Below are 13,170 nucleotides of genomic sequence, written 5' to 3'. Positions count from 1 at the left end.
AAATGAAAAACGACAGAAATGAACTGGCGTCCGTCGAACGCCGTAATTTCCTAAAGCTGAGCGCCAGTGGGTCATTCACTGCAGCGCTGGTCGCAGGTGCAGGCGGCGTCCTTTGGTCGTCCGAGGCTGTGGCGCAGACAGCCAAAGAAGAAAGTGAGCGTGAAAAGGCAGCGGACCATGTCATGACGGTCGCGACCGCATATGTACTGGGCGCGTCACGCAGCTATCCTATCATGCAGCTTGATCTGAAAGAAAACATCCAGAACGCGACGAACGGCAAGGTGTACGTCAAGCTTGCGCCTGGTGGTCAGCTGGGTGCCGGTGGTGCATTGGTGCAGAAAGTGCAGGGCGGAACCATTCAGGCGGCGCAGCATTCGCTGTCCAACTTCGCACCTTTCGCATCGACCGTTGATCTTATCAACATGCCGTATCTGTGCGGTTCGAACCAACGGTTCACCAACCTTGTGCATTCCGACACATGGCAGAACGAAGTTCACCCGAAAGTCGAGGCCGCTGGCTTCAAGGCCCTGTTCTATGTGGTGATCGACCCGCGCGTTGTTGCCGTGCGTCAGGGCGGTAATGCAATCATCACGCCGGGTGACATGAGCGGCGTGAAGTTCCGCGTACCCGGCTCGAAAATGCTGCAGCAGTACTACCGCATGGTCGGTGCAAACCCGACACCTGTTGCTTGGGGTGAAACCCCCTCGGCGATCAAACAGGGTGTCGCGGATGCGCTCGATCCATCGGTCGGAGCGCTGTATGTGTTTGGCTTCAAGGACATCCTCAGCCACGTGACCTTTACGCAGGCCGTTCCGGACAGCCAAGTTTATTCGTGTAACCTCGAATGGTTCAATTCGATGCCGCCGGACGTTCAGGAAGGCATCATGTGGGGTTCGGAAATGACCAGTCATCAGAACCTTTCCAAAGTTCCCTCGGCCCGTGCCTTTGCCATGGCCGAACTGAACAAGGCCGGAGTGGAGTTCCATTCGCTTAACGTGGATCAACTGGCCGAGTGGGAAAGCGTTGGGGGCTACCAAAACGCCGATTGGGATCCGTTCAAGACAGAGCTGGCCGGGTCGATGGACGCCTTTGAGAAACTGGTCGAGGCGGCCGGGACACAAGGAAAATACTACGTCCACGACGCATGACCTAAACCGGCGGACGTCTTTTTGGCGTCCGCAATCACTCAACAGCAGTCAGGCCTGAAAGGGCCCAAAACAGAAGGCCGCGCCTGACTGTTCTGTCGCCGAGGGAACCGATGACCTTACTCCAAAACATAGATCGCAACGCCGAGCGCTGGCTGCTGCTGGTGTTCTACGTGATGCTGGTCATCACCATGGCCATCGAGGTTCTGCGACGCGAGATATTCGCCTATTCCTCGATCTGGGGGGAAGAAATCGTCCGGTATTCCTTCATCTATTTGGCCTGGATCGGCGCTGCGGCGGCGGTCAAAGAGCGGGCGCATATCCGGATTGATGTCGTCATGCACTACCTCGGGCCGCGTCCCAAGGCCCTACTGTACATCTTCGGCGATCTGGTGATGTTCGCAGTCGCTGTGATCGCGCTTTACTGGTCGTACGAGGCGGTTCACGTCTCGGCCAAGTTTGGATCAGTGACTGACGGCCTCCGGGTGTCGAAGGTCTGGTTCCTGATGGCAGTGCCGACCGGATTCGCGCTGATGATCTGGCGCCTGATCCAATCGTTTATGCGTGACTTCAAATCCCTTCGCGACGGCACGCCCGTCTTCGAAGGTGACAAGCTGTTTGACTGAGGGGATTTGAGATGCTCTGGAATACTCTCAATCAAACCGTAGAACTGGGCTGGGATTTCTACCTGCCCGTCATTCTGTTCGTTGTTCTGATCGCCATGGCTGTTCCGGTTTGGGCAGCGATTGGTTCTGCCGCGATCGTAATGTTAGTCATGTCGGGCGATCTACCGCTGAGTCTGGTGGGCGAGAGCCTGTTTACCGGGATCGACGCCTTTGCCCTGACCGCCGTGCCGCTGTTTATCCTGACAGGTGACGTGCTGGTCCGTACAGGTTTGTCACGTAAATTTCTGGATGTGGCTGAGGCGCTGACTTGCTTCGCCAAAGGCGGGTTTGGCTCGGCCACCGTTCTGGTTTGCGGCATGTTCGCCGCCATTTCGGGTTCGGATGCCGCTGGCGCGGCCGCTGTCGGTCGCATGACCATCAACCGGCTGGTCGAAAGTGGATATCCGCGCCCCTACGCCTGCGCCTTGGTCGCGGCCGGGGCCTGTACCGGCATCCTGATCCCACCGTCGATTGCCTACATCATCATCGGTCTGGTGCTGGGGATTTCCGCGTCGACCCTATTCCTGGCTGCCCTGATTCCCGGTCTGGCCATTCTGGTTTCGATCCTGATCACCAACATCATCATGAACCGTCTTTACGCCTATGAGGGTGGCGGCATGATGACGATGGGCGAGTGGCTGGCCAATTTGGGCAAAGCCCTGAAATCCGGCTGGTACGCCTTTATTGTGCCCGGGATTATCTTCTATGGCATCTTCTCGGGTCGCCTGACCCCGACCGAGGCGGGTGCCACCGCCGTGGTTGTCACCATCATCATGGGTTTCATCCTGCGCACGCTGACACTGGCCGACTTTCCGTCAATGCTGGTCAGCTCAGCCAAGGTGAACGGGGTGATCCTGCCGATCATTGCCTTTTCGGCCCCCTTGGCCGAGGCGCTGGCGATCATGGGCGTGCCGCAAGGGTTCGTCGCCTCGATCACTTCGCTGACCGACGATCCGTACCTGCTGATCCTGCTGATGATCGGTATCCTGATTGCTGCGGGCTGCGTTATGGAAACGACGCCCAATATCGTAATCCTTGCTCCTATCCTGAAACCGCTGGCCGACAATATCGGCATGAACGAAATCCAGTTCTGCATCATGATGATCACCGCACTGGGAGTCGGTTTTATCACACCGCCGCTTGGCCTGAACCTGTTCGTCGTATCTGGCATTACGGGTGAGTCCATTCTGAAGATTGCGGCCCGTGCTATACCATTTGTATTAACAATGCTGATCGTAGTTCTTCTGATTGCTTACGTTCCGGCGGTTTCGACCACTTTGCTTCCTGAAATCTACCAATAGGACCTGTTGAATATGCCTCGCGACTATCTGAAAAAGGCGACCCTGACGGCTCAATCTCATGCCACGGAAGTGCATGACACCGTGAAGACAATTCTTGCCGACATTGAGGCTGGCGGGGATGCCAAAGCGCTGGAATATGCGGTCAAGTTCGACAAGTTTGACGGCAACGTGTTGATGACCGCCGATGAGATCGAGGCCGCCTGCGCGCTTGTTCCCGAAAGGTTGAAGGCCGATATTCGGTTTGCACACGACAACGTTCGCCGGTTTGCCGAAACGCAGAAATCCACGGTGTCTGACGTTGAGATGGAAATTGTCCCGGGCTTTATCGCCGGCCAAAAGGCCATCCCTGTGGACGCGGCTGGCTGCTATGTGCCCGGCGGGCGCTATAGCCATATTGCCAGCGCGATCATGACGGTCACCACCGCCAAGGTTGCTGGGTGCCGCCACATTACAGCCTGTTCGCCGCCGCGCCCGGGTGAAGGCGTGGCGCCTGCGATTGTCTATGCGGCGCATATCTGCGGTGCAGACAGCATTCTGGCCATGGGTGGCGTTCAGGGTGTGGCCGCGATGACCTATGGTTTGTTTGGCCTGCCGCGCGCCAATATTCTTGTGGGTCCAGGCAATCAGTTTGTGGCCGAGGCAAAGCGCATTCTTTATGGCAAAGTTGGCATCGACATGATTGCCGGGCCAACGGACAGCCTGATCCTTGCGGACGGTTCCGCAGATGCGCATGTGGTGGCCACCGACTTGGTGAGCCAGGCGGAACACGGCTATAACTCTCCGGTTTGGCTGGTGACGGATGACCGGGACCTTGCGCAAAAAGTCATGGAGCTGGTGCCAGCGCTGATCGAGGATCTGCCCGAACTCAACCGGGAAAACGCCTTTGCTGCGTGGCGCGACTATGCCGAGGTCATCTTCTGTTCAGATCGTGAAGAAATGGCGGCCTGTTCGGACGATTACGCGCCCGAACACCTGACCGTTCAGGCCGAGGACCTGGATTGGTGGCTGGGTCGGTTGACCTGCTATGGATCGCTGTTTCTGGGTGAAGAAACCACAGTGTCCTACGGTGACAAGGCGACCGGTACGAACCACGTTCTGCCGACATCCGGCGCGGCCAGCTATACTGGCGGCTTGAGCGTCCATAAGTACATGAAGATCGTCACATGGCAGCGCGCTACACGCGAAGGCTCGAAATCCATTGCCGAGGCGACCGCTCGCATTTCCAGGTTGGAGGGTATGGAAGGGCATGCGCGGGCTGCGGACGTGCGCCTTGCCAAATACTTCCCTGACGAACAGTTCAACCTGACCGCCGATGAATGATCCGCGCGCGTTGTTCGATCTGACCGGGCGTGTCGCTTGCGTGACCGGCGCAAGCTCGGGCCTTGGGCGTCGTGCAGCGCTTGTGTTGGCCTCAGCGGGTGCGTGCGTCGTCGGCGTCGCCCGTCGACCGGAAGCATTGGCAGAATTGCAAGCTGAAGGGGGCGACAACGTGGCCACAGTTGTTGCCGACGTGGCCGATCGGTCGCGCGTGGCATCGCTCGCCGAGGAAGTCGCAGCCAGTTTTGGCGCGCCGGACATCATCGTGCATGCGGCGGGTATCAACACGCGCGAAGTGGCAGATGACGTGACCACCGAAGGCTGGGACAAGACGCTTGAGCTGAACCTGAGCGCGCCGTTCTTCCTAAGCCAGGCAATGGTTCCTGCGATGAAAGCTCGGGGGTGGGGGCGGATCGTGAATTTCGCCTCGCTTCAGACCACGCGTGCTTTTCCGGGCGGTATTGCTTATGGGGCCAGCAAGGCCGGGGTCGGGCAACTGACGCGGGCCATGGCCGAGGCTTGGTCCGCTGACGGCATCACTGCAAATGCCATCGGGCCGGGGTTTTTCCCGACCGAACTGACGCAGGCTGTGTTCAATGACCTCGACCGGGCAACCCGTAACGCGGCGCAAACCTGCATGAACCGAAACGGGCAGATGGAGGATATCGATGGGCCGATCCTGTTCTTGTGCTCACCGGCGTCCAACTACGTCACAGGGCAAGTTTTGATGGTCGACGGAGGGTTTACAGCGAAATGAAAGCGCTTGTTTATCAGGGTGTTGAGCATTTGACCTATGAGGACGTACCAGATGCTGCGCCCGACATAGGTGAGCAATTGATCCGGGTCGAGGCTGTCGGGATTTGCGGCTCGGATATGCACGCCTATTTGGGTCACGACGCGCGCCGACCTGCACCACTTATTCTGGGCCACGAGGCCGCAGGGACGATTGTTGGAGGTCCACGCGACGGTACGCGCGTCACGATCAATCCTTTGGTCAACTGCGGTGTCTGCCCGGCGTGTGAGGCAGGGCGGGAAAACCTGTGTCCCAGCCGGCAGATCATCTCGATGCCACCGCGTGAAGGGGCTTTTGCTCAATATATTGCAATGCCGGATGCAAATCTGGTTGAGGTGCCGGACCACGTATCCTTTCAGCAGGCCGCCCTGGCAGAGCCATTGGCCGTTAGCTGGCACGCGGTTCGGTTGGGGCTTGAGGCGCTGCATCAGGGAATGGCGCGTGATGCGTTGGTGATAGGCGGCGGCGCGATTGGTGTGGCCGCAGCTTTGGCACTGGCGGCAGCTGACTTCGATGATGTTGTCATCGTTGAGCCGAATGACGTGCGGCGCGCCTATCTGCAAAGTTTGAACTCTTTTAATGTGGTCGAAGCCACGGATGATACGTTCTCATTGGTTGTTGACGCAGTGGGGTATTCTGCAACCCGCGCGGCCGCTTCCGAAAAGGTTCAACCGGGCGGCGTTATCGTGCATGTTGGGTTGGGTGAGGATACGGGCGGTTTGGATATACGTCGTATGACGTTGCAGGAGATCACGTTTATCGGCACCTATACTTATACTGCCGATGATTTCCGAAAGACCGCGCAGGCGATATTCAATGGCCGTTTGGGTTCGTTGGACTGGATAGAGGAACGGACCTTGTCTGAAGCTGCCGACGCCTTTCGCGATTTGCGGAAAGGTGCCGTGGCCGCACCCAAAATCATCCTCGCACCCTGGATCTAGTCCAGGCAGAAACGGAGGTATTCATGTACAAAAAAATTCTCGTCCCAATGGCGTTGGATCATGGGATTTCACCGCACACTTTGGAAATCGCCAAGGCCTTATCGGCTGAAAGGGCCGAGATTGTGGCCCTGCATGTCTACGAGATGCCTCAGGGTTCTGTCAGTGCCTATCTCGACAAGGATGTCGTCGCCGAAGGCTTTCGCGCGGCACGCACCTTGTTGCGGGAAAAAGTTTCGGGGCTTGAGGGCGTTCAGGCCGAGATTGTCAAAGGTCACACGGCCCGCACGGTGATCGACTTTGCGACACAAAACAAATTTGACTGCATCGTCATCGGTTCGCATGAACCGGGTGTCAGCGATTATTTTCTGGGATCGACCGCCTCACGCGTCGTCCGTCATGCGCCTTGCGCCGTGCACGTGCACCGCGGGCTGTAACCCGTCAATCGCGCTAACTGCGCCCCATACAGGACTAACATATCGGACATGAACATAGACAAAAAGATCACCGACGATTTGGTGGCCAACGACATCTCATTCGTCACCACGGTTCCATGCAAGCAATTGGCCGGAGTCATCGACGAAATCGACGCGCGTGACGGCATCTATCATATCCCATCGAACAAAGAGGATGAAGGCATGGGCCTGTGTGCCGGTGCCTGGATGGGTGGCAAACGCCCCGCGATAATCATGCAGAACACTGCCATCGGCGTAACCATCAACACGTTGGCGACGCTGATCCAGTATTACCGGATGCCTTTGCCCATGCTGATCTCATATCGTGGAGAGCTGCGCGAACCCGTCGCCTGCCAAGTCGAAATGGCAGTGCATACCAAGGCGCTTCTGGCACAGATGAACATCCCGACCTACCACTTCCATCATCAATCGGATGTCGAGGAGCTGGATGCGATCCTGAAATACACCTTTATGTGCAACAAGCCGGTTGCGATCCTGACCGACGCCAATTTCTGGGGAGGCTATGGCGACCAATGATCCGTTCTGAAATCCTGAAAGAAATTGCACCAATCCTGCGGGATCAATTGGTTGTCTGCAACATCGGCATCCCCAGTCAGGAGATGCATGCAATCGACGACCAACCTACCAATTTCTACATGCTGGGCACTATGGGTCTGGCCTCAAGTATTGGTCTGGGTCTGGCCTTGTCGCAACCAAAGCCGGTCATCGTAATCGATGGCGACGGGTCTATCCTGACCAACCTCGGAACCTTGCCGACCATCGCCAATAACGTGGCTGACAACTACATTCTGCTGATCGTCGATAACGGATCTTATGGGTCGACCGGGGATCAGCCGACTTATGCAGGTAAGAAGACGTCGCTGGCAGCCGTGGCGCAGGCATGTGGCTGCGAGAATGTGGTCGAGTGCCAGGCTGAAGACACTGGAGCCGCATTGCAGGCAGCGCTCGACAGCGGCCAAATGACAATCATCGTCAGCAAGTGCGAAAGCGGCAATGCCAAGATGCCGGTAATCACGATGGACCCAGTTGTGATCCGCGACCGCTTTATGAAGGCCGTCCAAGCGTCATAAAGAAGTCGACCTGCAGGTATTCAGCTTACGCCGTCCCGTTCGGGGCGGCGTTTCTTTGGTCGATTGCACCCCAATTTGATGCAGTTTCCTGAATGTGATATGACGCTACGTAAAGTGAATTTCAAAAACATTTTTAGAAGTTTCATCGCAAGGGGGGAAATTATGAAATTCAAATTGCTTGCGCAAAGCGTACTTTTCGGTGCGGGGCTGTTGATGGTTGGCCTAACGCCGGCGCAGTCTCAGACCCGCGAGGAAAGTCAGGGCATGGTTCTGCTGCGCGGTTTGCCGACGTTGGATACAAATCACAGCATCGCGATTGTCGAGCTGGATCCGGAATCCGACCAGTTCGGAGAGCTACTGAGCGAAGTTGAACAGCCGGATATTCAGCATCCATTGCATCACCTCTACTACAGCCCGAATGGGCGTCTCTATTCGACCGGGTTGGACCCGTCCTGCAGTCTGGCTGAAATTGGACTGTCCCGCGATTCCAGCGGAACGCCTGTGATCGAAGGCTTTACCTGTCTGGATACCCAAGGGCAGATCGTTGGCGAGGACATCATGTGGGCCACGTCGAAGGGGCAGGAGTATATGTTCGTGACCTTCATGGGTGGCACTGGAGGCGATGATGGCGGCTCGGTCGGTGTTTTCGACACTCAGACCAACGAGGTGGTCAAAATTATCGAAGCACGCAAAAGCCAAGTCGGCGAGGGTGAGCCATATATCATGTACCCACACGGGATATCTGCGTTCGACGACCGCATGGTGGTCACCTCGACGATACATCCCGATATGACGACTGGCGTTGGAAATGTGTTGACGATCATAGACCTCAACACGCTTGAACCCATCCAAAACATCGTGGTGGAAAACGAAAAGCCGTTGGATTTTCCGTCTTCACCTGTCGAGGTGCTGTTCGCACGACCTGACATGCATGCTGACATTGAACCAGCCATTCTGGCCAATACGATGTTCGGATTCGAGACCTGGAAAATCCCCTATGACGCCGGTTCCAAAACCTTTGGAGAAGCCGAAGTCATATATAGTGGCGTGGCCAATGAAACCGCTGTTCCGCTCGAGTTCTATGGCACTGAAGATGAACTGTTCATCTCTCATGGATTACCGGGTGTTGTGAAGCGCTATGAAATGGCCGCACTGCCCGAGCTTGTGTCCAGCGGGCCGGACATAGTTGCTGATCCGGGTGCACATCACATGATCTTTTTCACGTCCGCTTCGGGCCGAGACCTGATCGCCGTTCAAAATAACCTGCTCAATCTGGGCAACGCCGCTGATGACGACCCAACGGATGTGGATTTTATTGCCGACCTGAACGCACACACGATCACGATCCATGATCTTGAGACCGGCGAACGTATCGCCGAGGTCAATTTCAAGGAGCGCTACAACAAAGGCGTGGACAACGTTGAAGGGCTGTTCGGTTCGGGTTTTGTGCACCACCACTAATGCTCTGGGGGCGCTATGCTTCGGGTGTTTTTGACAGCGGCCGTCGCTGTGGTGATCGCGGCGACGGCGTGGGTCTTCTGGGACCGTGCACGCGGGCCGACGGCAACGCCGATTGCTGGCTTCTCGGCGCCCTTCGTATTTGGACGCTTTGCTGTGCCCGCGGACAACCCGCTGACGGAAGAGGCCTTTGCTCTTGGGCGGCACCTGTTTTATGACCCCATCCTGTCCGGCAACAATCAGGTGTCCTGCGCGACATGCCACGTGCAGGCCCTTGCGTTTACCGATGGATTGGCAAAATCACCCGCACTGACGGGCGGAGAGCTGGAGTTCAGCTCCATGAGTTTGACCAACCTTCTTTGGGGCCAAGAGCGGTTCTTCTGGGACGGTCGCGCAACGTCGTTGGAAGCGCAGGCGCTGATGCCGATTCAACACCCGGACGAGATGGATCAGGACTTGGATGCGCTGATCACGGAACTGCAGGCATCCCGCGACTATCGACGGATGTTCCGCAAGGCATACGGGGAAGTCAGCGCCGAAAACGTGGCCCGGGCGTTGTCGACCTTCATGCGAATGCTGATTTCGACGGATTCAAAATACGACAGGTTTCTGCGTGGCGAAGTGCGTTTGACCGCGCAGGAAGAACATGGCCGCAAACTATTCATGGCGCATCCGGACATCAAGGTTTCATTACGTGGTGGGAACTGCATCGACTGCCACAGCCAGTTTTTGACTTCCGGGTTTCGGGATGCATTGGATGGGTTTTCAAACAATGGGCTGGATTCCGATGGCGACCTGCCGGATGGCCTGATGGCCGTGACCGGCAATCCGGCGCACAAAGGCTTCTTCAAAGTGCCGACACTGCGCAACATCGCCGTAACCGCGCCTTACATGCATGATGGTCGGTTCGAGACATTGGAAGAGGTCATGGATCACTACAATGACGGGATTGTCGTTAGCGATACGCTCAGCCCTTTGATCCTTGAAGCCGACAATGCACCAGAGGCCGGGCAGGGCACTGTGGGCCTGCGTATGACACCCGACGAGGTGCAGTCCATCATCGCGTTCCTGCACACGCTGACGGATGAGGACTTTCTGACAAACACACAGTTTTCCAATCCGTTCGAAGGAGACAGCTGATGCGTATTTGGGTGACGGGACTTGCGATACTGTTGGTCGTTGGCGGAGCGCTGTTCTTTGCTCTTGGTCCTCAGCGCACCACATCGATCACCTTGACCTTTCACGCGAAGATGGGTGACGATCCGTTGGTATTTGATGAGTTCGTGTACGAAAACCCCAGCGGGCCCGGCACGTTCAGGGTTCGTGACTTCCGGCTCTACCTCAGCAACCTGACCCTCTCGCAAGATGGGGCGCTGTTTACTGAGCCTGACAGCTATCATCTGCTCCGGTTCGACAATCCGGAAACAACTCATTCGATCAGGCTGAACGACATTCCCTTGAGCAGCATTGAGCACATCCGTTTCATGATCGGCGTAGACCCAGAAGCCAATGGCTCGATCCAAGCGCGGGGGGATCTTGATCCCAACAGTCAAATGGCATGGAATTGGGAGGTCGGCTATAAATTCGTCGTGATGGAAGGAACGCTGCGCATTGGCGCAGAGGTCTCGCCGTTGGTCTATCACGTTGGGTTTTCGGAAAACGCGCGCGAGGTCGATATCCAGTTGCCACCGGATATCGCTGTTGAGGGCGATGTGGACCTGCACATGAACGTCGATGTTGCAAAGCTATTTGACGGGCCAACGCAAATTGATCTGCAAAAGCTCTCATCGGTCAAATTCAACCGCGAAGACGCCGCCATGCTGGCCGACAACTACGCGGTCATGATCACCCCGTCGTTTTAGTGACTTTGGATAGGGTAAGGTTTGAAGGGCTAAAAGAGCCCCTCAGAACCGATAAGTCGCACCAATCATGGGGCCGGACTGTTCGAACGTGAAATCGTTGCCGTCAATCTCGTGATCGAAAGAGATATAGCGGTAACCGCCGCGGATCACCCACCTGTCGTTGATTTCATAATCCGCAGTCAGCAAGACCTGCCATGTTTCGCTGTCGCTGCTGAAGCCGCCGTAATCAAAAAAGCCAGTGCCAGACCACCTGTCGTTGAAAGCGACGCGGGCTCGGACACCGATGACCGGGTCTGTCCAGCTTTCATCGACACTGACAGACCGGCCCGGGGCTGCTCCGGGAAGGACGGTGAAATCCGTCTGTGTGCGAAACCAGCGGAAACCGCCGACCAAGTCCACATAGGACGTATCTGTAGTATAAGCCCGGTACCCGACATAGCCGCTGAAAAATTGCGTTGTGAGAGAGGTTTCAAGACCAGAACTTGCCGGACCAGGCGTACCATTGCTGAAAGAGACGTCCACATAGTTGTAGTCGGCCAATAGTGACCATCGCCCGTTCGATGCACCAAAGACGCCCATGAAGGCCAGATCGAGATTTTCTAGCGCGTCAGAGAAGCTGAGCGTTCCATCAACGGTGCCGCGGGCTGTTTCCTGCGTAACCTCCGTTTCAGGCATGAACAGGTATATTGTTGCCTCATAGGACCAATCGGACTGCTGCGCCACAGCGGCAGTTGTCATTGGTATCCAGACCGCCACGGCCCACGCAGCGGTTGTTATTTCCCTCTTAAAGACCATTTTGATCCTCCGTTTGTTCCAATTTGGCAATCTGATCTGATTGCTCACTCATTCAGCGGCTTCGCCAGACTGTTGAACGCGCGGTCCGACACGGTTGATATCGGTTTCCGGAAAGAACTCGGACCAGACATGCCAGAAAACACCGGCACGCAGGGTCTCGACGCGTTGCAATTTTCCCTGATCCGACATTCCCCAGAAATCGCAGCGGGTGATGGGCTGACCTCTGTCATTGTACCAAACGCCGAGGCTTTCGTACTTTGGGTCCAGACTGACAACCACGTCACGCCCACCGACATTTGCGTTTACGATCCAGTCATTCTCGACCACGAAATCATCGGTCCAGCAGGCAGCGTCGTTGCCGATCGTGATGCCCCAGACATAGGTCTTGTTCGGAAGCCGATTGTCCGAACTGTCCATGTTGTCCATGACGGGCGCATCTTCCTGATGCTGGCGCGCGATCCCCCAGCCAAATGTTATCTCCGTCACCATATCCAGCAGCCGCAAAAACGGGTTCGGCGAGGGCTTGTTCAGATACACCTCGCCATCGGGAAACGCTTTTTGAAATCCGCGGAACGTCATCCGATACGTGGGCCAGGGCTGCATCTTTGCGTCAGGGCGCACAGGGCAGGCAGGTCCGTCCGCGCCAGTATCGCGATCCGCCTCGCGAAACCCATAGATCTGCTGGATGGGTTCCCCGGTTTCGTTGTCCCGCAGGATCAGGTTGTTGCCATGTTGGGCCAGAACCTCAAGATCCAGGCGGTTACCCTCGATGCGTGGGGCATACCCTTGCCCAAGGTTGGCCATCGCGCAAAAGGTCATGACGATATCTTCGCCACCCAGCCCGTCGGCATTGCCGGCCAAATGGGGCCGCATGATTTGCGCATCGGGATGCGCCCGGGCATGGCCGTTGTTTTCAATAACGATGACCGGCGCGGTCGGGCCGATGAATTTTAGCGCCTCGGAAATGGGAAAGAAGGCCGCAGTGTTGAGTTGATTCCTCAGCCCCAGATGGACCCACACATAGGGAAAGCCATACAAAACCAAAACCAGAAGCGCCGCAATCAGCCACAGCCAGAATGGGCCGCCGCCCAGAATGAAATGCGCAAGTGTTGCGACGGCGAACCCGCCCAAACCTACAGCAATCAGGCGGTACTCGTGCCGGATAAACCGGATCATGTTCTTGCGTTTAACCTTAAGCACCATTTGCGAAATGTCGCCAAGATCGCGGAAATAGACGAACCCGATACCCAGTGAAACGACTAAACCCAGAGCGAAAATGAAGTTTCCTGCCATATGTTTATCCTGATTTCGGGTTCCAATAGACCGCCTGCAGGAAAACCGCGGGCGGTC

Annotated in this window: 14 protein-coding genes; 12 read left to right on the top strand and 2 right to left on the bottom strand. The window is 56.5% G+C overall.

Features of this window, described 5'->3' with window-relative positions:
• The first annotated feature begins 2 nt into the window (after positions 1-2).
• The 12 genes from AC2FFP_RS02950 (at position 3) to AC2FFP_RS02895 (ending at position 11,025) form a co-directional block, all read left to right on the top strand.
• On the top strand, positions 3-1,148 hold the full coding sequence (locus AC2FFP_RS02950; protein ID WP_496768743.1) for a TRAP transporter substrate-binding protein: 1,146 nt from the start codon (positions 3-5) through the stop codon (positions 1,146-1,148).
• Between the two features lie 110 nt (positions 1,149-1,258).
• Positions 1,259-1,771 (top strand): TRAP transporter small permease, encoded by a 513-nt coding sequence (locus tag AC2FFP_RS02945; protein WP_496725514.1) that lies wholly within the window; start codon positions 1,259-1,261, stop codon positions 1,769-1,771.
• 11 nt (positions 1,772-1,782) lie between these two features.
• Positions 1,783-3,111 (top strand): TRAP transporter large permease, encoded by a 1,329-nt coding sequence (locus tag AC2FFP_RS02940; RefSeq protein ID WP_496725515.1) that lies wholly within the window; start codon positions 1,783-1,785, stop codon positions 3,109-3,111.
• Positions 3,112-3,123: 12 nt separating this feature from the next.
• Positions 3,124-4,431 (top strand): histidinol dehydrogenase, encoded by a 1,308-nt coding sequence (gene hisD, locus AC2FFP_RS02935; protein ID WP_496768742.1) that lies wholly within the window; start codon positions 3,124-3,126, stop codon positions 4,429-4,431.
• The gene (locus AC2FFP_RS02930; protein WP_496735308.1) at positions 4,424-5,185 is read left to right on the top strand and encodes an SDR family NAD(P)-dependent oxidoreductase; all 762 of its coding nucleotides are present in this window, start codon (positions 4,424-4,426) and stop codon (positions 5,183-5,185) included. The genes hisD and AC2FFP_RS02930 overlap by 8 nt, the downstream gene beginning before the upstream one ends.
• Complete coding sequence (locus AC2FFP_RS02925) at positions 5,182-6,162, top strand: alcohol dehydrogenase catalytic domain-containing protein (protein ID WP_496768740.1); 981 nt, start codon at positions 5,182-5,184, stop codon at positions 6,160-6,162. Before AC2FFP_RS02930 ends, AC2FFP_RS02925 begins: the two co-directional genes overlap by 4 nt.
• A gap of 23 nt (positions 6,163-6,185) precedes the next feature.
• On the top strand, positions 6,186-6,596 hold the full coding sequence (locus tag AC2FFP_RS02920; RefSeq protein ID WP_496725519.1) for a universal stress protein: 411 nt from the start codon (positions 6,186-6,188) through the stop codon (positions 6,594-6,596).
• Positions 6,597-6,644: 48 nt separating this feature from the next.
• Positions 6,645-7,151, top strand: coding sequence for a sulfopyruvate decarboxylase subunit alpha (locus AC2FFP_RS02915; RefSeq protein WP_496768738.1), 507 nt, complete (start codon positions 6,645-6,647; stop codon positions 7,149-7,151).
• Positions 7,148-7,705 (top strand): sulfopyruvate decarboxylase subunit beta, encoded by a 558-nt coding sequence (gene comE, locus AC2FFP_RS02910; protein ID WP_496735313.1) that lies wholly within the window; start codon positions 7,148-7,150, stop codon positions 7,703-7,705. The genes AC2FFP_RS02915 and comE overlap by 4 nt, the downstream gene beginning before the upstream one ends.
• Before the next feature lie 162 nt (positions 7,706-7,867).
• Entirely contained in the window at positions 7,868-9,166 is a 1,299-nt protein-coding gene (locus AC2FFP_RS02905) for a hypothetical protein (protein ID WP_496725521.1), read from the top strand.
• Between the two features lie 15 nt (positions 9,167-9,181).
• Entirely contained in the window at positions 9,182-10,303 is a 1,122-nt protein-coding gene (locus AC2FFP_RS02900; protein WP_496843716.1) for a cytochrome-c peroxidase, read from the top strand.
• Positions 10,303-11,025, top strand: a complete 723-nt coding sequence (locus AC2FFP_RS02895; RefSeq protein WP_496843715.1) for an MbnP family protein — start codon at positions 10,303-10,305, stop codon at positions 11,023-11,025. The genes AC2FFP_RS02900 and AC2FFP_RS02895 overlap by 1 nt, the downstream gene beginning before the upstream one ends.
• 42 nt (positions 11,026-11,067) lie before the next feature.
• Here AC2FFP_RS02895 and AC2FFP_RS02890 read toward each other — a convergent pair whose 3' ends face one another.
• On the bottom strand, positions 11,068-11,763 hold the full coding sequence (locus AC2FFP_RS02890; protein ID WP_496843714.1) for an outer membrane protein: 696 nt from the start codon (positions 11,761-11,763) through the stop codon (positions 11,068-11,070).
• A 105-nt stretch (positions 11,764-11,868) separates the two neighbouring features.
• Complete coding sequence (locus AC2FFP_RS02885) at positions 11,869-13,113, bottom strand: DUF3179 domain-containing (seleno)protein (RefSeq protein WP_496880690.1); 1,245 nt, start codon at positions 13,111-13,113, stop codon at positions 11,869-11,871.
• Positions 13,114-13,170: the final 57 nt, after the last annotated feature.

The organism is Ruegeria sp. YTSC004, assembly GCF_059609805.1.
The sequence above is the reverse complement of the archived record's forward strand: the minus strand, read 5'-3'. Positions and strand labels throughout refer to the sequence as shown.